We start from the raw sequence: 23,146 nt of genomic DNA, 5'->3' as shown, positions 1-23,146 counted from the left end.
TTCTATAGATACACTATAAAACCGCGGGGACAGATTTCAATGACTCTCGCCTGCGGGTAGGTAGATATCCCGCCGCAGGGTCAATCCTCGTCTTCTTCCTTGAGGAGATCCCGGGTTACCTTGCCTTCAGCAATTTCGCGCAGTGCGATGACCGTCGGCTTATCATTCTCTTCCGCGACCATCGGTTCAAAGCCCTTGGTCGCAATCTGGCGGGCACGCTTGGTAGCCAGCATCACCAGCTGGAAGCGGTTATCAACGTTTTCCAGACAATCTTCAACGGTAACTCGTGCCATAACTTCCCCGACAAAAAATAACTGATTCAGAAGACCGCGTAGTGTACTGCGGCCGGCTCAATTTGTATACAGCAAAAGCCCTTATCAGAGCCCTCCGGACAGTCGCGCCAGCAAGCCTTCGTGGCGAGCCTGCTGAACCGGCATCCGTAATCGGTGACAACGGACAATGGCCAGCAGGTCCGCCAGCGCAACCGCAAACTCGTCATTGACCACGAGGTAATCGAATTCAAGGGCATGGGCGCATTCTTCCGACGCCTCGGCCAGACGACGCTCCACGACATCGGGCGCATCCGTTCCGCGACCGGTCAGACGCTCCCTGAGAACCTCCGCGGAAGGCGGGACAATAAAGATACTCACGCATTCCGGAATCAGACGGCGGACCTGCTCAGCCCCCTGCCAGTCGATTTCGAGGATGACGTCGCGTCCCTTGGCGAGTGTCTCCCGGACCCAGATCTGAGAGGTACCGTAGTAGTTGCCGAAAACATCGGCATGCTCCAGAAAATCCCCTCGCGCGATCATGCCCTCGAAATCGTCACGGCTGACAAAATGGTAGTTCACCCCATCTCGCTCGCCCTCCCGCATGGGGCGGGTCGTATGGGAAATCGACACACCGAGCCTGGTGTCCTGCTTCAGCATCTCCGCCACAAGGCTGGTCTTGCCCGCACCCGACGGGGCGGAAATGACAAACAGGGTCCCCTGTTCACCGGCCTGTCTCATGATTGAAAACTCCCGAACGTCGATGTGTGGCTCGCCCACCTGGGGCTGGAAAGGCCGAGGATTATACGTGAAACCCACAAGGTGGGCGAATATCCGGGGGCGTTCCGTTCTGCCGCCACAGCCATTTCTCCAGCAGGATGACGAGAAATCCCACAAACGCCGCGCCCGCCGCCATCAGCCAGCCGCCAGGATCCATCGGTTGCGTATGGAACAGTTGATTCAGGGGCTCGAGGTAGACAAACGCCAGCTGCAGGATCAGGGTCACGGCCATCCCGAGGTACACCCACAGATTGGTGGCCAGCCCGATTCGCCAGAACGTCTGGCTGAGCGAACGGCAGTTGAGCAGATACAACATCTGGAACAGGATGATGGTAGTGACGGCTACGCTCTGCGCCCTGCCACGGGCGAGCTCAACCGCGACACCTTCCGACAGGTCCGATGCGTATTCGAACAGGAACAGGCCTGCCGCTCCTGCCGTCATCAGGGCCGCCACCAGAAACGTGCGAAACACCAGAAACGGGCTCAGCAATGGTTCCTTCGGCGGCCGCGGCGCTCGATTCATCAATCCCGGTTCCCGGGCCTCCAGTGCCAGAGGCAACGCCAGCGCGATGGCAACGACCAGGTTCACCCACAGAATCTGTACCGGCTCGATCGGCATCAGGAGATGACCATCGGTGACCGGAAAGAACAGAACGGCAACCAGAATGACCATCGCCTGGCCGAGACTGGTTGGCAGAACGAAAGCCAGGGACTTGGAGAGATTGTCGTAGACTCGCCGGCCTTCCTCCACAGCGGCACTGATTGAGGCGAAATTATCGTCGGCAAGAACGATATCACTCGCTTCCCTGGCAACCGCCGTGCCGTTGATACCCATGGCAACCCCGATTTCCGCCCGCTTGAGCGCCGGCGCATCATTTACACCGTCACCGGTCATGGCAACCACCTGACCATCAGCCTGAAGCGCCTTGACCAATCGAAGTTTGTGCTCGGGTGCGACACGGGCAAACACGTTGGTCGAACACGCCAGCTCCAGAAGCTCAGCATCGGTCGCCGCCTCGATCTGCGATCCGGTCACCACCTCTGAGGCTCCGTTGCCGGCCTCCAGCAGACCAATGCTCTGGCCGATGGCACGGGCCGTCTCTGCGTGATCACCGGTAACCATCTTGACGATAACCCCGGCCTGCTGGCACGTTCTGACCGCCTGAATGGCCTCATCCCGGGGCGGGTCCGACATTCCCACCAAACCCAGGAAACACAGCTGTTCCTGCCAACCGGAAGCTTCCAGATCCGTCATGTCCGCAGCTGGCTTCGCAGCGGCAACGGCGAGCACCCGCATCCCTCGCGCCGCCAACGCCTCGACGGCCTCGTGCACCCGGTCCACATTCATGGGCTGACCGTCGAGGAAGTGCGGGCTCATCCGGGCAACAACCTCCGGAGCCCCCTTCACACAGACCATCGCGCCGTGATCGGAGGTGTCATGCAGCGTTGCCATGAACTGAGCCTCCGAATCGAACGGAATTTCATCCTTGCGCGGGAACTGCGTCCGCAAGGCATCTTCATCCATCGAGGCTTTGCGAGCGGCGACGACGAGAGCCCCCTCGGTAGGGTCGCCCACGATGCGCCATCGCCCTCCACTGCATTCCAGTTCCGAGTCATTGCACAGCAAACCAGCGAGCAGCAACTCCTCAAGGCTTTCCCCCAACGAAGACACGGACTGACCATCGACACGCAACTCGCCCTCGGGCTCGTAGCCAACGCCGGTGACCTCAACGTCTCCTTCCGGGGTCCACAAGGCCTCCACCGTCATCTCATTGCGAGTCAGGGTTCCGGTCTTGTCGGTACAGATAACAGTGGTGCTGCCGAGCGTCTCGACAGCCGGCAGGTGACGCACAATGGCACGGCGATGAGCCATTCGCTGCACACCGATGGCAGAGGCGATGGTGATCACCGCCGGCAGCCCTTCGGGGATGGAGGCAACCGCCAGCGTGATGGCGGCCAGGGCACTGTCCAGCAGCGAATTCTCCCGCCACATCCCGACGATGAAAATCAGCACCGCGATAGCGAGCACCGCCAGCGAAATGGCCTTGACCAGGCTGGCGAGCCGGCGTGTCAGTGGTGTTTGCAACTCCGAGGTTTCACTCAGTAACCGGGAGATACGGCCGAGCTCACTGCCGGGGCCCGTCGCAACGACCACGCCGTCCGCGGTGCCGGCGGTGACCAGGGTGCCACCGAAAGCCATCGAACGACGATCACCAACGACGGCATCTTCCGCCACTGGCGTCTCCTGCTTGCTCGCTGGCAGCGACTCCCCGGTCAGCGCCGCCTCTTCAACCTGCAGTCCGTTCACTTCGAACAGCCGGAGATCGGCAGCCACCTGGTCCCCCGCCTGCAACATGAGCACATCGCCGGGCACAACGGTATGGGCGGGTACCGATTTCGGCTCGCCGTTGCGCAATACCGTGGCATTTCGCGGCACCATCCGGCTCAGCGCCTCAATCGCCTGGGTGGCGCGCATCTCCTGAACAAACCCGATGGTTGTGTTGAGAACAATAACGGCGAGAACCACCGAACTGTCCGCCACCTTACCAATCAGAATGGCAAGCAACGCCGCAGCCAGCAGCACATACACAATGGGGTCAGCAAGTTGATGCAGGAGGATCCGGTACCAGGGTCGACGGCGATTGCGTTCGATGCGATTGGGCCCGCTCTTCTTCAGCCGCCGTTTCGCTTCCGCCGTGGCAAGACCTTGTGGCGAAGCGTCCAAACGCTCAAGGACCTCCTCAAGCGGACGTGCATGCCACGGATAATCGTCCATCGATCTGGGCATCCTTCCGCGGGGATTTCAGTTACTCGATGTTCTGGACCTGTTCGCGTATCTGCTCAATCAACACCTTGAGATCCACGGCCGCCCGGGTGACACCGGCATCAATACTCTTGCTGCTGAGGGTATTCGCTTCGCGATTGAGCTCCTGCATGAGAAAGTCGAGCCGACGCCCAATCGGTTCATCGGTCTGCAGGGTATCCCGGACTTCACCAATATGGGCATCGAGACGATCGAGCTCTTCGGCCACATCGCTTTTCTGCGCCAACATCACCATTTCCTGTGCTATCCGATCCGGGTCCAGCTCAACCCTGGCCTTCTCGAAACGCTCCCGAAGCTGCTTTTCCTGCGCGTCGATCAGCTGAGGCATGCTCTGCCTCACTTCACCAACCAGGCTGGCCATGGTATCCAGCCGGTCCTCGAACAGGGGGCGCAGTCGCTCACCCTCCCGCTGACGAACCTCCACCAATTCCTTCACCGTCTCGGCAAAAAGATCCACAGCCTCCGAGCGCACCGCACTGTAATCCTGCTCGGGCACCGACAGAACCCCGGGCCACCGCAGAATGTCGAGTGCACTGATGTGGGCGGGGTTATCAAGCATCCGGTTGATATGGTTCGCGGCCTCGTTGACCGCTCGTGCCATTTCGTCGCTGATCTCGAAGCTCTGCGTGACCTCCTCCGCGGCCTGCAAACGCATGGAGATGTCGACCTTACCCCGCTTCACTCCGCTGCGAAGCGCCTCCCTGAACCGGTTCTCCAGCTCCCGGAAGGCTTCGGGCAACCGAAACGACGGCTCCAGGTACCGGTGGTTTACAGTGCGAATCTCGCAGGTCAGTGTACCCCAGTCCCCGCGAACCTCTTTCCGGGCAAACGACGTCATACTCCGGATCATATCGACTCCCATCCTGTTGGCAGATCCGTCGAGTTTAACAGGCTCCGATCGTTCGCGGCGAACCCGACCAAAGGTGCACAGACACACGGCCTGTCATTGCCAACCGGCATGTTATACTCCTCCGCCTTTATCGAATCCGACCGGAATGCTCCGGACATTTCCTTTCAGAAACAGGACTCACTATGCGACCAAGCGGCAGAACGCCCGAACAGCCCAGAGACGTTCGACTGACCCGACACTACACCCGCCACGCCGAAGGCTCGGTACTGGTGGAATTCGGGGACACCAAAGTGATCTGCACCGCCTCCGTCGAAAACAAGGTTCCGCCGTTCCTCCGGGGCGAAGGCAAAGGCTGGATCACCGCCGAATACGGCATGCTGCCCCGCTCCACCGGCAGCCGCATGGGCCGCGAAGCGGCCCGTGGCAAACAGGGTGGACGCACCGTTGAAATCCAGCGCCTGATCGGCCGCTCCCTCCGCGCCGCGGTGGACCTCGAGGCACTTGGCGAGCACACCATCACCATCGACTGCGACGTCATCCAGGCCGACGGCGGCACCCGCACGGCTGCCATCACCGGCGGCTGCGTGGCACTGGTCGACGCCCTGAACCACCTGGTGGCCGAGAAGCGCCTCAAGAAATCCCCTCTGAAGCAGATGGTTGCGGCACTGTCAGTCGGTGTCTACAAGGGAACCCCGGTGGTGGACCTCGACTACCCGGAAGACTCCGAAGCCGAAACCGACATGAACGTCATCATGACCGACCAGGGCGGCTTCATCGAAATCCAGGGTACTGCGGAAGGCGCGCCATTCGACCAGACAGAGCTGGACAGCATGCTGACGCTGGCAAAGCAGGGAATTGAACAGCTGTTTGAGATTCAGAAAACAGCGCTGGAAAGCTGATTCAGACTTCTGGGGAGCCATTGCGGCAACCATTCCCCAGAATGTTGGAGGCCAGGGACGGCCGAGAACAAGCGCACATGGATGTGCTCGTAGCGGTTCTGGGGAATGGTTGTCGTGATGGCGACCTCCCCCAGAACCGGGATTTAAAAACCGATCTCTATGTCGTAATCCATAATCACCGGCGCATGGTCGGAAAACCGGGTCGATGTATCGATCCAGCCATCCTCGATGGTCTTGCGAATGCCCGGCGTCAGCAACTGGTAATCCACCCGGATACCGGCATTCCGGCGGGCACCCTCGGCCTGCTCCGGCCACCAGGTAAACTGATTGCTCTGCTTGTTGACCTCACGGAAGGCATCGACACAGCCCATCTCGTCGAACAAACGATCCAGCCATGCCCGCTCGTGGGGCAGGAAGCCTGAAAAATCAAACTTGTGGTAAAGCGGACTGGCGTCCGTCACATGGTGAGCCGTCTGCAGGTTTGCACAGAAGATGAACTGACGACGCTTTCGCAGGGTCTTCTGCATATGCAGACCAAACGCCTCCATGAACTCATCCTTGTGATCAAGAACCGTCAGATCATCCTCACCAGTCAGCTCTTCCTCACGACCAAGGGCGCACGGGGCCAGAACACAGGCTACGGAGACCTTGTCAAAGTCGGCCTGAATGAACCGCCCTTCGCGGTCGGCCTGCTCATTGGCGAAGCCGTACATGATGGCCTTGGGGAAATGGCGGGTATAGATGCCAACGCCACCGTGTTCGTTTTGCTCGCCATCGATGAAGTAGGCTTCGTACCCCTCGGGAATGAGATTGTAATCCTCGATCTCATAGGCACGCATGCGGTGATCCTGAACGCACACCACGTCAGCATCCTGGTTCGCCAGCCAGTCAAAAAAGCCCTGATCAACAGCCTGGGCCAGACCATTGACGCTGATTGATACTACCCGCATACGTGTTCCCTGATTCGGTTTGTGTGTATGATACCGGTTTTACGTGTTAATAAAAGATCCGGACCCGCCAGAAGCCTTGTCATGCACGACTATCAGCGAGATTTCATCGAATTTGCCATCCGCCGGAATGTATTGCGTTTTGGCGAATTCACACTCAAATCCGGCCGTACCAGCCCGTACTTTTTCAACGCAGGCCTGTTCAACACCGGCGAAGACCTGCTGGAACTAAGCAAAGCCTATGCCGCCGCCATCAGCCGCAGCGGGCTGGATTATGACATCATTTTCGGCCCTGCCTATAAGGGCATTCCCTTGGCCACCGTGACAGCCATGGCGCTTGCTACAGAAGGTAACAGCAAACCCTTTGCGTTTAACCGCAAAGAGAAGAAAGATCATGGTGAAGGCGGAAACATTGTCGGCGCACCTCTGGAAGGTCGTATTCTGATCGTGGATGACGTCATCACAGCGGGCACGGCCATCCGGGAATCCATCGAGATCATCCAGTCGGCCGGAGCAGAACCGGCGGGCGTTCTGATCGCGCTGGATCGCCAGGAGAAAGGCAATGGGGAACTGTCGGCCATCCAGGAGGTGGAAAAGGAGTTCAACATTCCGGTGGTCAGCATCATTCGCCTGGAACAAATTCTCGACTACCTCAAGGCAAACCCCGAGTTCGCCGGGCATGCCGAGCAGGTAGCCCACTACAGAGATCGTTACGGAGTCTGACCGATGAGCCATCGTCTGTCTGTTTATTCCTCGGCTGCCCTGCTGGCTGTCTGCCTGGGCACGACACTGACTGCCCACGCGCAGATGTATCGCTATACCGATGACAATGGACAGGTGGTGATCGGCAACACGATTCCCCAGGAAGCAACAAAAAGGGGCTACGACATCCTCGGCAGCAATGGTCGCGTGGTCGAAACCGTACCTCCGGCCCCGACCAAGGAAGAAATTGCGGCACGTGAGGCCGAAAAGCAACGCGAGCAAGAACGCGAACAACAGCGCAAAGAGGATGAGAAGCTTCTCAAGCGATACAGCCATCCCGACCAGGCGGTCAAGGCCATGTACCGGAAGATACGGGAAATGCAGGGCCTGATTCAGCTCAAGCGCGGCAACATCGCCGTGGTCTCCTCCCAACTCGATAATGAACAGAGCCGGGCTGCCGACATGGAGCGGAGCGGCCGGGATATTCCCGACGCCACACTGCAGAAAATCGAGCGACTCGAGTCGCAGATCAAGGATATGGAGCGGGAAATCGCCAGTCAGCAGAAGGAAATCCTCGAAATGAAGGAGTCGTACCTCAAGGACATCAAGCGTCTGGAGGAGATTACCGACGAAGAGCGCACCCTGCCACTGGATCCCCCCAAGGAAAACTGAGCGAACGGGATCACCCGAAGCGCACAAAAAAGGGCGTTGCCGATCGGCAACGCCCTTTTTCATTGCAGACCGACCTGAGCCGATCCGTCAACGCTATCAAGCAGAAGCGGTGCTCTTGCTGGCAGAACCGGTGCTCTTGCGAGCAGTGGTCTTGCGTGCTGCCGGCTTCTTGGCAACGGTCTTCTTGGCTTCCTGAGCGGAGTCAGCCACTTCTTCGGCTGCTTCGGAAACAGCATCGGCACCTTCCGCGGCTTCCTTCTCGAGCTTGGCTACCAGATCGGCGGCAAAGCTGCCAAAGCGGCTGTTCAGGCTGCGAAGCTGTTCGAACAGGCTCTCACTGTAGCCATCGTAACGCTTGCGCAGGGTCTTGACGCTGTATTCGCGCGCCTCGGACTCCAGCTTCTCGGCGTAGTCGAACGGCTTGGAAGCCAGTTTCTTCTGCTGCTCTTCCGCGGCGTTGATGCCCTTCTCAACGATGTCCTGAAGTTGTTCCTGATAGGATTTAAGTTTACCCATGGTAGTTCTCCCTGATTTGTCGAACATTCAACGGCCCTGAGGTGTTTGCCTTGACGGGCCTCTTTAAGCTTTCAGGTTCCAAATTACGGGCAAAAATTAGAATGTTCATACTAAAACAGGAATCCGATGCATCCTTGCATGACGCTTTGGTCACTTGATCCCGGGATGGAGTCGGGCATAATGCAAACGATTTCGGAAGCTCGTCTACCCGCATTATTCCGGCTCCACACATAACGAAAACAGTCGTAGCCCGGCAAGGGCCTGCATGCGAGCAATATCGAGCACTATGAAGCAGCAATCCCGAACGTTCTGGCGGGCAGGGCACCCGTCCAGACGAAGCCTTATGCCCGCACTCTGCATACTGGCCCTGATGCTTGGGGGCTGTAACGGAGGCTCTGCCAGTGACCAGCCAACGCTGTCCTGGAACGCCCCCATGACGCGCGCCGATGGCAGCGCATTGCGTGTCGGCCAGATCGAATCGTTCAAAATCTATTACAGGCTAAGACACGAGCAGACCTTCCACCTTCTCGGACGGCAGGACTCGACCGTCACCCGTTACCGACTGCCATCGCTGCCGCCAGGAGCGTACGAGTTTGCCATCAGCACGGTGGACACGGAGGGGTTGGAAAGCAGACGGTCCGAGCCAGTATCTGTTGACCTGATCTGACCCGGCCGGAAGCAGAACGCTACCAGCGGAAAAGCACCCAGCTGGGGACCAGCAGGTCGGATTTGGTTTCCCGGATCCAGCCGCCGCCATCCGCCGGCACCAGGTAGTATTCCTTGCCGACATCCGGAATCACCTTGATCTCCATCAGCTGCCCGTTTACCCGATACTCGTAGAACACTTTCTTGTCGCCCGGACGGATAACAATCTCCGGGCCGCCATCTGCAGGCTGATAGTCGGACACGACCACCGGCTCTTTAGGCGTTTCCACCGGCGTCTGGTCCAGGGCGCCTTTTTCCTGGGCCAGGGCTGCCAACGGCATACAGGCCAGCAACAGGGCCGGACAGGCGATACGTTTCATTTTCGTGCTACCCTTTTGTCCACTGAATTCGTTACAGAGTTGCACAAGCCAACCCACGCTTCAATCAGAATCCGGATCCGTATTTGTATGAATGATCAAAAGACCCCACCGGTGGTACTGGTAGACGGTTCGTCCTATCTGTTTCGTGCCTATCATGCGCTGCCGCCCCTCACCAACAGCAAGGATCATCCAACCGGGGCCATCAAGGGTGTGATCAGCATGATCCGTCGCCTGGAGCAGGATTTCCCCGGGTCGAAAATGGTCGTGGTATTCGATGCCAAGGGCAAAACCTTTCGCCACCAGATGTACGAAGACTACAAGGCGAATCGCCCCCCCATGCCGGACGATCTGGCCATCCAGATCGAGCCCATCCATGACATCGTCAGGGCCATGGGGCTGCCTTTACTGATCGTGCCGGAGGTCGAAGCGGACGACGTGATCGGCACCCTGGCCAACGAGGCCACCAGCAAGGGCATCGACGTTGTGGTCTCCACCGGAGACAAGGATATGGCGCAACTGGTCAGTGATCATGTCACGCTGATCAATACCATGACCGAGACCCGGATGGACCGCGAGGGCGTGGTCGAGAAATTCGGTGTCACGCCGGAGCAGATCATCGACTACCTGGCCCTGGTGGGCGACAAAGTCGACAATATTCCGGGCGTCAACAAGTGCGGCCCCAAGACGGCGGTGAAATGGCTGGAATCCTACGGCGATCTGGACAACCTCATGGCGCACGCCGATGACATCAAGGGCAAGATTGGCGAGAACCTGCGCGAGGCACTGGAAACCCTGCCCCTGAGCCGAGACCTGGCGACCATCAAGACCGATGTCGACCTCGAATTTGGCCTGGAAGATCTTCAGCTCCGGCAACAGGACGATGATCAGTTACTGACGCTGTTCCGGGAATACGAATTCCGCAACTGGATCTCCGAGCTGGAGACCGCCGGCGCCGAAACGAATGCGAAGGACAGCAGTGCTGCGCAGGCGCCGATCGAAAAGCGCTACAGCGTCATCACCGAGCAGGAAGAACTGGACGACTGGCTGGAGCGACTGAAAGCCTCCGACCTGTTCGCCTTCGATACAGAGACCACCAGCCTCCGTTATATCGATGCCGAGATTGTGGGTGTGTCCTTTGCTGTCGAGGCGGGCGAGGCCGCCTATGTCCCCCTGGCTCACGATTACATGGGCGCGCCGGATCAGCTGGACCGGGACCAGGTACTCTCTCAGCTCAAGCCGCTGCTGGAAGATCCCGACCAGAAAAAGGTGGGCCAGAACCTCAAGTACGATAAAAACGTGCTCGCCAACCACGGCATCAACCTGGAGGGCATTGCCGAGGACACCATGCTGGAGTCCTACGTCTACAATTCGGTCGCCACCCGCCACGACATGGACAGCCTCGCCCGGGAATACCTGGACGAACAGACAATTACCTTTGAATCCATTGCCGGCAAGGGCGCCAAGCAGCTCACCTTCAACCAGATTGACCTGGACAAGGCCGGCCCCTACGCAGCGGAAGACGCAGACATCACCCTGCGCCTGCACCAGACGCTGAGTCCGAAGCTTCGCAACACCGGACGACTGGATGCAGTCTACCGGGAGATCGATCTCCCGCTGGTGCCCGTGCTCTCGCGCATGGAACAACGGGGTACGCTGATCAGCGCCAGCGTGCTCAGAAAGCAGAGCCAGGAACTGGCCGAGCGTATGGCCGAGCTGGAAAAAGAGGCTCACGAGGTCGCCGGGGAAAGCTTCAACCTGGGTTCCACCAAACAGCTTCAGGCCATCCTTTATGACAAACTCGGACTGAAAGTCATCAAGAAGACTCCCAAGGGCGCACCATCGACGGCGGAGCCGGTTCTGCAGGAACTGGCTCACGAACACGAACTGCCCCGGCTCATTGTGGAACATCGCAGCCTGAGCAAGCTGAAATCCACCTACACCGACACTCTGCCGGAACTGATTCACCACCGGACCGGTCGGGTTCACACGTCCTATCATCAGGCCGTAACCGCCACCGGGCGGCTGTCGTCCTCGGAACCGAACCTGCAGAACATTCCGATACGGACGGAAGAAGGTCGTCGCATCCGGCAGGCCTTCATTGCGCCGGAAGGCTACAAGCTGGTGGCAGCGGACTATTCCCAGATCGAGCTACGGATCATGGCGCATCTGTCCGGGGATAAAGGCCTGATCACGGCCTTCGAGCATGGCGAGGATATTCACAAGGCAACGGCCGCAGAGGTGTTCGGCGTGGCCCTCTCCGATGTCAGCGGGGAACAGCGCAGAAGCGCAAAAGCCATCAACTTCGGCCTGATCTATGGCATGTCCGCGTTCGGACTGTCCCGGCAACTGGGCGTTGAACGCAAACTGGCCCAGGAATACATCGACCGCTACTTCGAACGGTATCCCGGTGTCCTCAAGTACATGGACAACATCCGCAAGCAGGCCCATGAGGACGGCTTCGTGGAAACCCTGTTCGGCCGGCGCCTGTACCTGCCCGAGATCAACGCCCGTAACAAACAGCTGCAACAGGCCGCCGAGCGCACGGCCATCAACGCCCCCATGCAGGGTACCGCGGCCGATATCATCAAGCGGGCCATGATCGAGGTTGATGCCTGGCTGCGTGAAACGCATCCCGACGATGCCCGCATGACCATGCAGGTACACGACGAACTCATTGTCGAGGTCAAGGAATCAGCACTGGAGAAAGTGCGGGACGGTCTGGTGAAGCGGATGTCGGAAACCACGAAACTGGACATTCCCCTGGTCGTGGACGCCGGCGTCGGCGACAACTGGGACGAGGCCCACTGAGCGATCCATGTGCCGGCCCGGTGGTCTGAATGGTCTGACCGGGCCGGCACAAATCTCAAAACGGTGCACATATCCCCCACCGCGCACCAAAAGCCGGCAATCTTTCACACCCTGGTGACCCACCTGCCCATCAGAGCGCGATCCTGAGCTCTCCGGGACACGGCATGAAATTCGCTTAATCTTTCACGTCGGTCGCCATCCCAACGTCGATTCCACGGATGGCGCCATGTTGTGACACACCCTATCGAGGCCGTCATCATGAGTACCCTGGCATCGGAACGAAGCTGGCTACTGGACCCGAATCTTCTGAAACTGGTGCACCAGTGCCGCCGACTGATTCAGTCCGAGTTCGGCGTAAAACTGCACCTGACTGAACAACATCTGGAAGAAAGACTGGCGGATTACGCGGGCAAGACCCGTTCGCCCCACCTGATCAGAACCTGGGAGGCGCTGAAAGCACAGGTTCCACAGCTGTCGGTATCGACCGACCCGGGAGAGGGCCAACCCAAACGACTGTATCGTGGACAGGTCATTGAAGAAGAACCGGGGAACCCGGCCGGCGCTGCCGAACCGGACTCCCCGCCCCTGCCGCGGAAAACCAAGGTGATTTACCGCGGACAGGTCATTGAGTGAAGTATCAGAAGGCTTTGCTGACTTCGATGCCCGCACTCCAGGCGCTCAGGTCGTATTCGGCCTGGTAGTTGCTCTGATCAGGAACGTTTGGCGCGAGCTCGGCGACCTGAGAAGGGTTGTCGTGACTGTAATTCCTGTCATCCACTTTCGGATCGTTTGCAAAAATCAGTGTGCCGATTGATGCATCTACAGTCCAGCCACTCTGCGCGTCTTTCCACTGAGCGCCGAGAGCCAGCCAATGGCGGTCCTCGGACGGAATTCGCGCGGTCACATATTTCTCGTTAACGGGTGATTCATCGTAGGCGTAGCCCGCCTTGAACGCCCAGGCCGGGGTGGCCTGCCAGATGCCGCCAACATTGAACTGCCACGTGTCCTTCCATTTCTCGGTAACGTGAGTAATCGGCTGGCCGGGTTGACGCCCGGTCGCCTGAGAAACGGCGCCACTCTGGCCTTCACGACTGTTTACGTCCAACTCCTCGAACCGGCTCCACTTGGCGAAAGTCGCTCCGCCCAGCAGGGTGATGTCATCGGTCAACTGATGACGAATACCGAAGGTTGCGCTCTCGGGAATGGCAAGCGGCACGGTGGCTTTTTCGGTCAAGGGGATAGGACCAGCCTGGGTCGGGAAACCGGAAATCGTGATATCCCCATCGAGGTTGAGCTCGGTACCAGTCTGGGCCGTCAACCCCAACTGAGTCCGAGGGGATACCTTGTAAAGGAATCCCACCCGAGCGGTGACACCGACGTCATCTCCGGTAACATCAGCATAGGGCTCAGCTGAAGAGCCGGCGGCGGCAAGATCCTGATAACGAGACAACCTGCCGTCCGCATACAAAATATTGATGCCAAGACCCATTGAGAGCCCCTGACCATTACTGACCGAAACGGAAGGACTGAATGAAATCGCGGTAAGCTCAGTCTTGTCCGCAAAGAAACGACCGGCAAAGCCGTCTTTGTAATCCGCAGCCAGGCCATAAGGTGCGTGGATACCGAAACCCACGTCAATGGAGTCGCTGACTTCATGGGTCATGTAGAAATTGGGCAGAACCGCGGGATCTGCAATGTCGCCACCATTATTGCTTGGGCTCACCGGAACAGATGGAACCTGACGCTGGACCGAAATGGTGTCGGGCTTGGCCTCGGCATCAATATCCAGCACAGCCGCACCGAAGGAAATATTGGTGCCGGACAGCTGGCTCATGCCAGCCGGGTTGAACAGAACGGTCGTGGCGTTTTCCGGGTTGGCAGCCACGCCGGCGTTGGCCACGCCCATGGCGCTGGCGCTCTGCTCGTTGAGGGAAAAACCACCGGCGAATGCGGTAACCGGAGCCGCTACGGCGGCGAAAGTCGCCAGGCGAATCGCCTTTACGAGAGCATTGGTGTTCTTGTGCATGGTCACTCCTTATTGAATCCGGCGCGGAGTATACGCAGCACGGGCCAATGGCCTCAAATGCAAAGACTATTGATTCGGGGCGACAACTATCTACTACTTTCGTCGAACACCCCGAAAAGCTCAGTCATCCTGAATCGACAGCTTGTCCACTGACGATGAAAGTTTATCGGCGCCGTGCGCATCCGCACCCAGCTTGATCATCAGACGCAGGTCGTTCGCGGAGTCCGCGTGTGCAAGTGCGTCTTCGTAGGTAATGGAACCCTCCGAATACAGCCGGTACAACGCCTGATCGAACGTCTGCATGCCGGATTCGGTGGATTTGGCCATCAATTCTTTCAGCTTGTGAACTTCCCCTTTACGGATGATGTCTGCCGCCAGAGGTGAGTTGATGAGCACTTCGATGACCGCTTTCCGCCCCTTACCATCTGGCGTCGGCACCAGCTGTTGGGCGACGATGGCCTTCAAGTTCAGGGAGAGGTCCATCCAGATCTGATTGTGCTGCTCCGGCGGGAAAAACTGAATGATCCGGTCCAGCGCCTGGTTCGCGTTGTTGGCGTGCAAGGTTGCCAGACAGAGGTGCCCCGTCTCGGCAAATTGCACGGAATACTCCATGGTCTGACGGGTCCGCACCTCACCAATCAGGATCACATCCGGCGCCTGACGCAGGGTATTTTTCAGGGCCACTTCGAAACTCTCCGTATCGATTCCGACCTCCCGCTGGGTCACGATGCACCCCTGGTGCTGGTGGACGAATTCGATCGGATCCTCAATGGAAATGATGTGGCCCCGGCTGTTCCGGTTCCGGTGGCCGAGCATGGCCGCCAGCGAGGTGGACTTACCGGTACCGGTTGCACCGACGAAAATGATCAGGCCCCGCTTGGTCATGGCCAGATCCTTGACGATTTCCGGCAGCGCCAGGTCATCAATCTGGGGAATCTTCACCTCAATGCGACGCAGAACCATGCCGCACAGATTGCGTTGGAAGAAAGCACTCACCCGGAAGCGGCCGATGCCTCGGGCGCTGATAGCAAAGTTACATTCGTGGGTTTCCTCGAACTCGGCGCGTTGCTTGTCGTTCATGGCACCGTAGACGAACTCGCGAGTCTGCTCCGGTGTCAGGGCATTCTTGGTGACCGGCAGCACTTTCCCGTTCACCTTCATGCTGGGCGGCACGCCAGCCGTGATAAACAGGTCCGAACCGCCCTTCTCCACCATTAACCGCAACAGTTTTTCGAATTCCATTTTTTGTTACCTGCTTTGCTTCTTGCTCATGCGGACTCCCCGTCGCCACTTGAAGGATCGGGGTGTTCCGCCTTTCCGGGACTGTCTGCAGCATGGATGCTGCAGTCAAGCGTACAGGGATGGATTTACAGCGTGTCCCGGAAAGGCGGAACACCCCGATCCCTGCACCCTGGCAGACGCCAACTAAGGTGCCTGCTTAAAAATTATCCGGCATCTTGGCCTTCGCCCGTGCCGCATCACGGGAAACCAATCCCTTCTGCAACAGCCGCTCCAGGCACTGATCCAGCGTCTGCATGCCAATGGAGCCACCGGTCTGGATCGCCGAGTACATCTGGGCGATCTTATCTTCCCGGATCAGGTTCCGGATCGCCGGGGTGCCGATCATGATTTCGTGGGCCGCAATCCGGCCACCGCCCATCTTCTTCATCAGGGTCTGGGAGATAACCGCCTGCAACGATTCCGACAACATGGAACGGACCATCGATTTCTCTTCCGCCGGGAACACGTCGACCACCCGGTCAATCGTCTTGGCCGCCGAGGTGGTATGCAGCGTACCGAATACCAAGTGGCCGGTTTCCGCCGCTGTCAGCGCCAGGCGGATGGTTTCCAGGTCCCGCAATTCGCCCACCAGAATGATGTCCGGGTCTTCCCGCAGGGCGGACCGCAGCGCCTCGTTGAAGCCTAGCGTATCGCGATGCACTTCCCGCTGATTCACCAGACATTTCTTGGAATCGTGAACGAATTCGATGGGGTCTTCGATGGTCAGGATGTGCTCGTAGCGAGTGTCGTTGATGTAGTCCATCATCGCCGCCAGGGTGGTGGACTTACCGGAGCCGGTCGGCCCCGTGACCAGTACCAGCCCGCGAGGAACCGATGAAATATCCTTGAAAACCTGGCCCATGCCCAGATCTTCCATGGTAAGGACCTTCGAGGGGATGGTCCGGAATACCGCACCGGCCCCGCGATTCTGGTTGAACGCGTTGACACGGAAGCGGGCCACGCCAGGAACTTCGAAGGAGAAGTCGGTTTCGAGGAATTCCTCGTAATCCTTGCGCTGCTTGTCGTTCATGATGTCGTAGATCAGACCGTGGACCTCTTTGTGTTCCATCGGCGGCAGGTTGATCCGGCGAACATCGCCATCGACACGAATCATGGGGGGTAAACCGGCGGAAAGGTGCAAATCGGACGCACCCTGTTTGGCCGAAAAGGCAAGCAGTTCAGTAATATCCATAGGGTTCCTCGGAGGGCTTTTTCTTTTATTCCAGAAGCGGCAAACTCACACTATGAGCAGCATAGCAGACAACATCGGGAGCGTAACCCGACGCATACAAAAAGCAACATTGCAGGCCGGGCGAGCGCCCGAGAGCGTGCATTTGCTCGCGGTCAGCAAGACCCGCTCCCCGGATGAGCTGCGGGAAGCCCATCAGTCGGGCCAGTCGGCCTTTGGCGAGAACTACCTGCAGGAAGCACTGGAGAAAATGGAGGCTCTGGGGGACATTGCCGACCTTGAGTGGCACTTCATCGGTCCGATCCAGTCCAACAAGACCCGCCAGATCGCTGCATCCTTTTCCTGGGTACACAGCGTGGATCGCCTGAAGATCGCTCGCCGGCTCAGCGAGCACCGACCGGAAAACCTCCCTCCGCTCAATATCTGCCTGCAGGTGAATATCGACGGCGAAGACACCAAATCGGGATGCACACTCGAGTCGCTCCCTGAACTTGTGGAAGCGATCAGCGACCTGCCGCGCCTGTCGCTTCGGGGCCTGATGGCGATCCCGGCACCAGATCAGCCGGAAGCAACACTCCGGGCCCGTTTCCGGTCAATGGCAAACGCGCTTAAAAACCTGAAACAGGACTTTCCCGCCGCCGGTCCCCTGGACACGTTGTCCATGGGCATGTCTGGCGATCTGGAGCTGGCGATCGCCGAGGGAGCCACCTGGGTGCGGGTGGGAACTGCGTTATTTGGTCCGCGACCACCGAAAGGGGATCAGAGCTGAACACGCAAGTTCCTGCTATCATCGCGGACATTCTGCTAACCGATCAATCGTTGGAGTGAACCTTGAGCACATCACCCACAATCTCGTTTATTGGAGCCGGCAATATGGCCAGCGCCATCATTGGCGGCATGCTGGACAACGGCTACAAGGCCGGTGATATCTGGGTCAGTGCCCCGGACGACGGCCACTTGCAAGCCATCCGTAAGCGCTTTGGGGTCAGCGTGACCACCGACAACCGTTACTGCACACAGCAGGCGAACATGGTGGTCCTTGCGGTGAAGCCCCAGGTGATGGCGGATGTCTGTCGGGACATCGCCCCGGTGGTCCAGAACACCCGTCCGCTGATGGTCTCCATCGCTGCCGGCCTGACCGCAGACACACTGGATGAATGGCTCGGCGGCGGCCTGCCTCTCGTGCGGGTTATGCCCAACACGCCCTCACTGGTCGGCAAAGGCGCCGCCGGACTGTTTGCCAACAAGCATGTGAAAGACGATCAGAAAGCCATGGTTCAGTCCGTGTTCGAGAGCATTGGCTCCGCTCTGTGGGTTGATGACGAGAATCTGCTTCACGGCGTCACGGCGCTTTCGGGAAGCGGTCCCGCCTATTTCTTCCTGATGCTCGAAGCATTGGAAGCAGCCGCCACAGATGCTGGCATCGAACCCGCCACCGCCAGGGAGCTAGCCATCCAGACCATGGCCGGCGCGGCGGAGATGGCGGCTCGCAGCGAACATGACCCGGCGCAGCTCAAGCGCAACGTGATGTCGCCCGGCGGCACCACCGAGCAGGCGGTGAACACCTTCGAGGAGGGTGGACTTCGAGAGCTGGTGAAAAAGGCTTACCAGGCGGCCTTCAAGCGCTCGGAAGTAATGGCCAGCGAGCTGGCCGGCAAACAGTAACCGATAACGGAGAGACAGCTTCATGCTGGCAGACATTCTGATCACGATACTGCTGATTGCGTCGACTTTTTACATGACCATCGTGCTGCTGCGCTTTCTCCTGCAGCTCGCCCGTGCCGATTTCTACAATCCGATATCCCAGTTCGTGGTCAAGGCCACCAACCCGCCTCTCCGGCCACTGAGGAAAGTCATCCCCGGCTGGGGCGGCATTGACGGTGCCTCTCTCATACTGGCGGTGCTCATCCAGGCGATCACCTTCTTTTTCATCCTGGTGCTGCTCAACGGTGGCATACCGGGATTCAATCCGGTGACGCTGCTGGTCTGGGCCGTTCTCAATGTGCTGGACCTGATTGTCAAAATCTATTTCTGGTCCGTCATTGCCGTGGTGGTGGTGAGCTGGATTGCACCGCACAGCGGGCATCCCGCCATTCAGCTGGTGGCCCAGATCACCGAACCGGTCATGCGCCCGGTGCGGAACATCATGCCGGCCATGGGCGGCCTCGATCTGTCGCCGATCATCGTTTTCCTGATCCTCAACGTGATCTCGGTGGTCATCGACCACATGAAACTGGCTGCCGGACTGGGCTCCATCGGCCTGGGAATGTAGACCAGACCTCCAAACTACATTTCGTTACACTTGGCGACGAAAACAATCATTCCATACCGCAAAATCAAGCCACTGATTTTGCGGTATTTTTTTGTGAATCCACCCTTCTGCACAGTCAGAGTGTGACCCGTCCGAGTACACGACGCCGAAAGAGCAGATATCATGAACGATAACTACTAACAACCGGGTCTGTTCGGGACGTCCATGGACCGAATACCGCCAAACCGGGAAGTCGCGCAGAAGGAAACTCCAATGAACCCACAGGGAACTCTGTCGCAGCAGGTCGAGGCCTACCATAACTGGAAAAAGGAGCTGATCCGCCAGATTGGCCGATACCGATTGTGGCTGCAGGACAACGACCTGTTCTCGGATGACATCAGCACCCGCATCCGTCATGGCCTGGAACTGCTCATCGAGGACGAACTGACGATCGCGTTCGTGGGCGAGTATTCCCGGGGCAAGACCGAACTGATCAATGCCCTGTTCTTCTCCAATTACGGGCAACGCATGCTGCCGTCCCAGGCCGGCCGTACCACCATGTGCCCGACCGAACTTTTCTTCGATCGCACGGCAAACCAGAACTACCTGCTGCTACTGCCCATCGAGACACGAACCGGGGACCTGTCGCTGCAGCAACTCCGGAATCAACCGGAACGGTGGGTCAAGCACGAGCTCGATGAACGCGACCCCGAGGTCATGCGCGAAGTGCTTGCCGAAGTCGCACGGGTCAAGAGCGTTCCGCCGGAAGAAGCCCGAGGCCTCGGATTCGACGAATCCATGCTGGAACACGACCGGAACAATCCCGGCAACGTCCTGGTACCGGCGTGGCGTAATGCCCAGATCAGCATCCGGCACCCACTGTTCGAGCGTGGCCTGCGAATTCTCGATACGCCGGGACTGAATGCCCTGGGATCCGAGCCCGAACTGACCATCAGCATGTTGCCCCGCGCCCACGCGATCATCTTCGTGCTGAGCGCCGATGCCGGCGTGACCGCCAGCGACATGACCATCTGGAAAGAGCACATCGACACCGAGCACGCCGATCATCGGGCAGGACGCTTTGCGGTCCTCAACAAGATTGACGTGCTCTGGGACGATCTCCAGGGCGAAAAACACACCCAGGAAGCCATCGAAAGGGTGCGCAACTACACCGCCGATCACCTGGGTATCCGACAGCACGATGTCATCCCCCTCTCCGCCAAACAGGGACTGCTGTCCCGGGTGCGACAGGACAACGATCTGTTCGAGCGCTCGAACATCGGCAAGCTGGAACAGCTGATCATCCAGCGCATCCTTATGCACAAGGAGCAGCTGATCACCCAGAGCCTGATCAACGATCTGCTGGGCATGCTGCAGAACAGCCAGGCAGCCATGCAGACACGACTGGCCTCGCTGGAAGAAGAGCTTGTCGCCTGTGCCGGACCCAGTCTGGACAAACCCGCCCTGGGACGCCTTGCGGACCGGGCCCAGCAGGATTACGACTTCTATTACAAGAAGCTGATCACCCTGCGGTCCAGCCGCCGGTTGATGGACTCCCAGGGTGCCACACTGAAGGACATGGTGAGTGAGCAACGCTTCGAAGATCACGCCGCCAGGATCCGCGAGTCCATGTCAAAGAGCTGGACCACAGCCGGTATGAACCGGGCCATGGATCATTTCTTCGAACTGCTGGAGAGCGACCTGACCAATCTGATGAGCGAAGGCCGGCTCGCCGAGAAAATGGTCGGCGCCATCTACCGCCGTTATAACGAGGATACCCGGGCACGGCACCTGGAACCGATTCCACTGCGGGCCGGTCGCCATGTCATTGCCATCCGGGAGCTGCGCAAGAAAGCCAAGCGGTTCCGCATCAGTCCGAAGAACCTCCTGACGGAACAGTCCCTGCTGGTCCGGCGGTTCTTCAACGTCATGGTCAGCGAGGCGCGGACGCTCTACAGCCGCGTCCGCAACGATGTCGAGCGCTGGCCCCACGAAGCCCTGCTGCCAATCATGCAGTACTCGATGGAACAGAAGCAGCTGCTGGAGCACCAGATCCGGCGCCTGCGCGACATGGTGCGCAGCGATCGGGACAGCCGCGCCGAGCGTGAGCGACTGCAGAACACCATCGCCGACCTCAGGCGGCAACTGGAGCTTGCGGACGCCATGCAGAGACAGATTCGCAAGCCCGCGCCGACATTGATCCAGCAGAAAGTCGTCAACATCTCGGGCGCCGTTTGATCGGCCCCGGGGCATCGGTTGCAGCCATTCCCACCCGGCTATAAACTGCTGGGCTGGCGATGGCTTTTTGCGATCGTCGGCCCAGATATTATGGATCGAACCAGGAACCTGTCGCGCCGATGCCCGATTCCCTTCCCGCGGATTCTGTCGGGATAGTCACCCCGCAGTCTTATCATTTTGACACGCCCATTGAGCTGGCCTGCGGCCAGACCCTGGAGAGCTACGACCTGGTCGTGGAAACCTACGGGGAACTGAACGACGACGCCAGCAATGCGGTCCTGATCTGCCATGCCCTGAGTGGACATCACCATGCGGCTGGCTACCACAGCATGGAAGACCGTAAGCCGGGCTGGTGGGACAGCTGCATCGGCCCGGGCAAACCCATCGACACCAACCGTTTTTTTGTCGTGTCGCTGAACAATCTCGGCGGGTGCCACGGCAGTACCGGCCCGAACAGCCTCAATCCGGCCACCAACAAACCCTACGGCCCGGATTTTCCGGTCATTACTGTCAGCGACTGGGTAAAAAGCCAGTCGCTGCTGGCGGATCGGCTGGGAATCCAGTGCTGGGCTGCCGTGGTCGGTGGATCCTTGGGCGGGATGCAGGCCCTGCAGTGGAGCCTGGATTTTCCGGACCGGTTGCGCCACTCGGTGGTCATCGCGTCCACCCCGCGCCTGACGGCCCAGAACATTGCGTTCAACGAAGTCGCCCGCCAGGCGATCACGTCGGACCGGGAATTCCATGACGGGCGTTATTACGATTTCAACATCGTGCCCCGGCGGGGGCTGATGCTTGCGCGCATGGTGGGTCATATCACCTACCTTTCCGACGCTTCCATGGGGGAAAAGTTCGGACGGGAGCTTCGCGAAGAGGCGTACAAGTTCGGTTACGATGCCGAGTTCCAGGTCGAGAGCTATCTCCGCTACCAGGGCGAGCGGTTTTCCGAATCCTTCGATGCCAATACCTACCTGCTGATGACCCGCGCCCTGGATTACTTCGACCCCGCCTACGAGCACGGCGGCGACCTGTCCCGAGCCATCGCCCGGGCCCGCTGTGAATTTCTGGTGCTGTCTTTCAGCACGGACTGGCGCTTTGCACCGGAACGCTCCGAAGAGCTGGTCAATGCCATGATCTCGGCGAGGAAGAAAGTCAGTTATGCCGAGATCGACGCCCCCTGGGGCCACGACGCTTTCCTGATTCCCACACCGAGATACACCGACGTATTTACGGCGTATATGGATCGAGTGGCACGGGAGGTGGGCGCATGAGACCGGACCTGGAAATCATCCAGCAATGGATCAAACCGGGAGACCATGTTCTCGATCTCGGTTGTGGTGATGGTACCCTGCTCGATTACCTGCAGCGTGAGCGTCAGGCCACGGGATTTGGTCTTGAGATCAATCCGGATCACATCACGACGTGTATGGGCCGCGGCGTTTCCGTTATTGAACAGAACCTGGACACCCAGGGACTGGACAACTTTGACGACGGCATGTTCGATATCGTGTTGATGACCCAGGCCCTGCAGGCCGTCCGGCGACCGGACAAGGTGCTGGACGAGATGCTCAGGGTGGGCAGCGAAGGCATAGTGACCTTCCCCAACTTTGCCCACTGGCGCCTGCGCTGGGGGCTGGCACTCAGCGGCCGCATGCCCGAATCCGAGGCACTGCCGTACAAGTGGTACAACACGCCAAACATCCGGCTCTGTACCTTCAAGGATTTCGAGGCCCTGTGTCGCCAGAAAGGCATCCGCATCCGGAGCCGGCGGGTAGTCGACGGCCAGCACCAGAACAGCTGGCTCGCCCGACTGTGGCCCAACCTGCTCGGCGAGATCGCCATTTACCGCATTTCCCGGGAAGAGGAGTGATC

General features: G+C 59.0%; 22 protein-coding genes. 12 read left to right on the top strand and 10 right to left on the bottom strand.

Translation table 11 applies throughout. The features are described 5' to 3' along the window. Positions 1–80: 80 nt before the first annotated feature. The 4 genes from rpoZ to MLD04_RS13490 all read right to left on the bottom strand — a co-directional run bounded on the left by rpoZ (position 81) and on the right by MLD04_RS13490 (position 4,723). A complete protein-coding gene (gene rpoZ / locus MLD04_RS13505; RefSeq protein ID WP_008940602.1) occupies positions 81–293 on the bottom strand; it encodes a DNA-directed RNA polymerase subunit omega in 213 nt (70 codons plus the stop codon). Positions 294–377: 84 nt separating this feature from the next. Further along, positions 378–1,010 (bottom strand): guanylate kinase, encoded by a 633-nt coding sequence (gene gmk, locus MLD04_RS13500; protein ID WP_248159309.1) that lies wholly within the window; start codon positions 1,008–1,010, stop codon positions 378–380. 61 nt (positions 1,011–1,071) lie between these two features. Then, positions 1,072–3,825 carry a cation-translocating P-type ATPase gene (locus MLD04_RS13495; RefSeq protein WP_248159306.1) on the bottom strand — a complete coding sequence of 918 codons (2,754 nt, stop codon included), beginning with the start codon at positions 3,823–3,825 and terminating at the stop codon, positions 1,072–1,074. Positions 3,826–3,856: 31 nt separating this feature from the next. Beyond that, the gene (locus tag MLD04_RS13490; RefSeq protein WP_248159304.1) at positions 3,857–4,723 is read right to left on the bottom strand and encodes a YicC/YloC family endoribonuclease; all 867 of its coding nucleotides are present in this window, start codon (positions 4,721–4,723) and stop codon (positions 3,857–3,859) included. A 182-nt stretch (positions 4,724–4,905) separates the two neighbouring features. On the opposite strand from MLD04_RS13490, the gene rph reads away from it, so the two are divergent. Continuing rightward, complete coding sequence (gene rph, locus MLD04_RS13485) at positions 4,906–5,622, top strand: ribonuclease PH (protein ID WP_248159302.1); 717 nt, start codon at positions 4,906–4,908, stop codon at positions 5,620–5,622. A 143-nt stretch (positions 5,623–5,765) separates the two neighbouring features. Here the strand turns inward: rph and MLD04_RS13480 are convergent, their stop codons facing one another. Next, positions 5,766–6,572, bottom strand: coding sequence for an exodeoxyribonuclease III (locus MLD04_RS13480; protein ID WP_248159300.1), 807 nt, complete (start codon positions 6,570–6,572; stop codon positions 5,766–5,768). Between the two features lie 81 nt (positions 6,573–6,653). Between MLD04_RS13480 and pyrE the strand changes: the two genes are divergently transcribed. After that, the gene (gene pyrE / locus MLD04_RS13475; protein WP_248159299.1) at positions 6,654–7,292 is read left to right on the top strand and encodes an orotate phosphoribosyltransferase; all 639 of its coding nucleotides are present in this window, start codon (positions 6,654–6,656) and stop codon (positions 7,290–7,292) included. A 3-nt stretch (positions 7,293–7,295) separates the two neighbouring features. Continuing rightward, positions 7,296–7,943, top strand: coding sequence for a DUF4124 domain-containing protein (locus MLD04_RS13470; RefSeq protein WP_248159296.1), 648 nt, complete (start codon positions 7,296–7,298; stop codon positions 7,941–7,943). Between the two features lie 96 nt (positions 7,944–8,039). On the opposite strand, the gene MLD04_RS13465 is transcribed toward MLD04_RS13470, so the two are convergent. Then, complete coding sequence (locus MLD04_RS13465) at positions 8,040–8,459, bottom strand: hypothetical protein (protein WP_248159295.1); 420 nt, start codon at positions 8,457–8,459, stop codon at positions 8,040–8,042. A gap of 343 nt (positions 8,460–8,802) precedes the next feature. Here MLD04_RS13465 and MLD04_RS13460 point away from each other — a divergent pair, with 343 nt between their 5' ends. Further along, positions 8,803–9,126 carry a fibronectin type III domain-containing protein gene (locus MLD04_RS13460; protein WP_248159292.1) on the top strand — a complete coding sequence of 108 codons (324 nt, stop codon included), beginning with the start codon at positions 8,803–8,805 and terminating at the stop codon, positions 9,124–9,126. Between the two features lie 19 nt (positions 9,127–9,145). Here MLD04_RS13460 and MLD04_RS13455 read toward each other — a convergent pair whose 3' ends face one another. Further along, positions 9,146–9,484 carry a DUF2782 domain-containing protein gene (locus MLD04_RS13455; RefSeq protein WP_248159289.1) on the bottom strand — a complete coding sequence of 113 codons (339 nt, stop codon included), beginning with the start codon at positions 9,482–9,484 and terminating at the stop codon, positions 9,146–9,148. An 87-nt stretch (positions 9,485–9,571) separates the two neighbouring features. Here MLD04_RS13455 and polA point away from each other — a divergent pair, with 87 nt between their 5' ends. Together polA and MLD04_RS13445 are read left to right on the top strand one after the other, a co-directional pair. Further along, a complete protein-coding gene (gene polA, locus MLD04_RS13450; protein ID WP_248159286.1) occupies positions 9,572–12,292 on the top strand; it encodes a DNA polymerase I in 2,721 nt (906 codons plus the stop codon). Between the two features lie 258 nt (positions 12,293–12,550). Then, positions 12,551–12,925, top strand: coding sequence for a hypothetical protein (locus MLD04_RS13445; RefSeq protein WP_248159507.1), 375 nt, complete (start codon positions 12,551–12,553; stop codon positions 12,923–12,925). A gap of 4 nt (positions 12,926–12,929) precedes the next feature. Here the strand turns inward: MLD04_RS13445 and MLD04_RS13440 are convergent, their stop codons facing one another. The 3 genes from MLD04_RS13440 to MLD04_RS13430 form a co-directional block, all read right to left on the bottom strand. Further along, positions 12,930–14,318: an OmpP1/FadL family transporter gene (locus MLD04_RS13440; protein WP_248159283.1), complete on the bottom strand. Its 1,389-nt coding sequence runs from the start codon at positions 14,316–14,318 to the stop codon at positions 12,930–12,932. 120 nt (positions 14,319–14,438) lie between these two features. Next, entirely contained in the window at positions 14,439–15,560 is a 1,122-nt protein-coding gene (locus tag MLD04_RS13435) for a PilT/PilU family type 4a pilus ATPase (RefSeq protein WP_248159280.1), read from the bottom strand. A 196-nt stretch (positions 15,561–15,756) separates the two neighbouring features. Next, a complete protein-coding gene (locus MLD04_RS13430; protein WP_008940587.1) occupies positions 15,757–16,791 on the bottom strand; it encodes a type IV pilus twitching motility protein PilT in 1,035 nt (344 codons plus the stop codon). Between the two features lie 52 nt (positions 16,792–16,843). On the opposite strand from MLD04_RS13430, the gene MLD04_RS13425 reads away from it, so the two are divergent. From MLD04_RS13425 to metW, 6 genes are all read left to right on the top strand, one after another. Next, positions 16,844–17,557 carry a YggS family pyridoxal phosphate-dependent enzyme gene (locus MLD04_RS13425; RefSeq protein WP_248159278.1) on the top strand — a complete coding sequence of 238 codons (714 nt, stop codon included), beginning with the start codon at positions 16,844–16,846 and terminating at the stop codon, positions 17,555–17,557. A gap of 62 nt (positions 17,558–17,619) precedes the next feature. After that, on the top strand, positions 17,620–18,453 hold the full coding sequence (proC, locus tag MLD04_RS13420; protein WP_248159277.1) for a pyrroline-5-carboxylate reductase: 834 nt from the start codon (positions 17,620–17,622) through the stop codon (positions 18,451–18,453). A gap of 22 nt (positions 18,454–18,475) precedes the next feature. After that, on the top strand, positions 18,476–19,060 hold the full coding sequence (locus MLD04_RS13415; protein WP_008940584.1) for a YggT family protein: 585 nt from the start codon (positions 18,476–18,478) through the stop codon (positions 19,058–19,060). A 252-nt stretch (positions 19,061–19,312) separates the two neighbouring features. After that, positions 19,313–21,277: a dynamin family protein gene (locus MLD04_RS13410; protein ID WP_248159275.1), complete on the top strand. Its 1,965-nt coding sequence runs from the start codon at positions 19,313–19,315 to the stop codon at positions 21,275–21,277. A gap of 119 nt (positions 21,278–21,396) precedes the next feature. Then, entirely contained in the window at positions 21,397–22,545 is a 1,149-nt protein-coding gene (gene metX, locus MLD04_RS13405; RefSeq protein WP_248159273.1) for a homoserine O-succinyltransferase MetX, read from the top strand. Beyond that, on the top strand, positions 22,542–23,144 hold the full coding sequence (metW, locus tag MLD04_RS13400; protein WP_248159271.1) for a methionine biosynthesis protein MetW: 603 nt from the start codon (positions 22,542–22,544) through the stop codon (positions 23,142–23,144). Before metX ends, metW begins: the two co-directional genes overlap by 4 nt. Positions 23,145–23,146 lie beyond the last annotated feature (2 nt).

It is taken from the genome of Marinobacter koreensis (assembly GCF_023156285.1).
Lineage (GTDB): Bacteria > Pseudomonadota > Gammaproteobacteria > Pseudomonadales > Oleiphilaceae > Marinobacter > Marinobacter koreensis.
This window is presented reverse-complemented; position numbering and strand designations above follow the sequence as displayed.

Excerpts from the sequence above, each read along its gene's own strand:
- metW (WP_248159271.1), top strand. The coding sequence starts at position 22,542 with ATGAGACCGGACCTGGAAATCATCCAGCAATGGATCAAACCGGGAGAC.
- MLD04_RS13490 (WP_248159304.1), bottom strand. The coding sequence starts at position 4,723 with ATGATCCGGAGTATGACGTCGTTTGCCCGGAAAGAGGTTCGCGGGGAC.
- MLD04_RS13430 (WP_008940587.1), bottom strand. The coding sequence starts at position 16,791 with ATGGATATTACTGAACTGCTTGCCTTTTCGGCCAAACAGGGTGCGTCC.
- MLD04_RS13460 (WP_248159292.1), top strand. The coding sequence starts at position 8,803 with ATGCCCGCACTCTGCATACTGGCCCTGATGCTTGGGGGCTGTAACGGA.
- gmk (WP_248159309.1), bottom strand. The coding sequence starts at position 1,010 with ATGAGACAGGCCGGTGAACAGGGGACCCTGTTTGTCATTTCCGCCCCG.
- MLD04_RS13440 (WP_248159283.1), bottom strand. The coding sequence starts at position 14,318 with ATGCACAAGAACACCAATGCTCTCGTAAAGGCGATTCGCCTGGCGACT.
- rpoZ (WP_008940602.1), bottom strand. The coding sequence starts at position 293 with ATGGCACGAGTTACCGTTGAAGATTGTCTGGAAAACGTTGATAACCGC.
- MLD04_RS13480 (WP_248159300.1), bottom strand. The coding sequence starts at position 6,572 with ATGCGGGTAGTATCAATCAGCGTCAATGGTCTGGCCCAGGCTGTTGAT.
- MLD04_RS13465 (WP_248159295.1), bottom strand. The coding sequence starts at position 8,459 with ATGGGTAAACTTAAATCCTATCAGGAACAACTTCAGGACATCGTTGAG.
- MLD04_RS13410 (WP_248159275.1), top strand. The coding sequence starts at position 19,313 with ATGAACCCACAGGGAACTCTGTCGCAGCAGGTCGAGGCCTACCATAAC.
- MLD04_RS13455 (WP_248159289.1), bottom strand. The coding sequence starts at position 9,484 with ATGAAACGTATCGCCTGTCCGGCCCTGTTGCTGGCCTGTATGCCGTTG.
- MLD04_RS13425 (WP_248159278.1), top strand. The coding sequence starts at position 16,844 with ATGAGCAGCATAGCAGACAACATCGGGAGCGTAACCCGACGCATACAA.
- rph (WP_248159302.1), top strand. The coding sequence starts at position 4,906 with ATGCGACCAAGCGGCAGAACGCCCGAACAGCCCAGAGACGTTCGACTG.
- MLD04_RS13415 (WP_008940584.1), top strand. The coding sequence starts at position 18,476 with ATGCTGGCAGACATTCTGATCACGATACTGCTGATTGCGTCGACTTTT.
- MLD04_RS13470 (WP_248159296.1), top strand. The coding sequence starts at position 7,296 with ATGAGCCATCGTCTGTCTGTTTATTCCTCGGCTGCCCTGCTGGCTGTC.
- MLD04_RS13445 (WP_248159507.1), top strand. The coding sequence starts at position 12,551 with ATGAGTACCCTGGCATCGGAACGAAGCTGGCTACTGGACCCGAATCTT.
- MLD04_RS13435 (WP_248159280.1), bottom strand. The coding sequence starts at position 15,560 with ATGGAATTCGAAAAACTGTTGCGGTTAATGGTGGAGAAGGGCGGTTCG.
- MLD04_RS13495 (WP_248159306.1), bottom strand. The coding sequence starts at position 3,825 with ATGGACGATTATCCGTGGCATGCACGTCCGCTTGAGGAGGTCCTTGAG.
- polA (WP_248159286.1), top strand. The coding sequence starts at position 9,572 with ATGAATGATCAAAAGACCCCACCGGTGGTACTGGTAGACGGTTCGTCC.
- metX (WP_248159273.1), top strand. The coding sequence starts at position 21,397 with ATGCCCGATTCCCTTCCCGCGGATTCTGTCGGGATAGTCACCCCGCAG.
- pyrE (WP_248159299.1), top strand. The coding sequence starts at position 6,654 with ATGCACGACTATCAGCGAGATTTCATCGAATTTGCCATCCGCCGGAAT.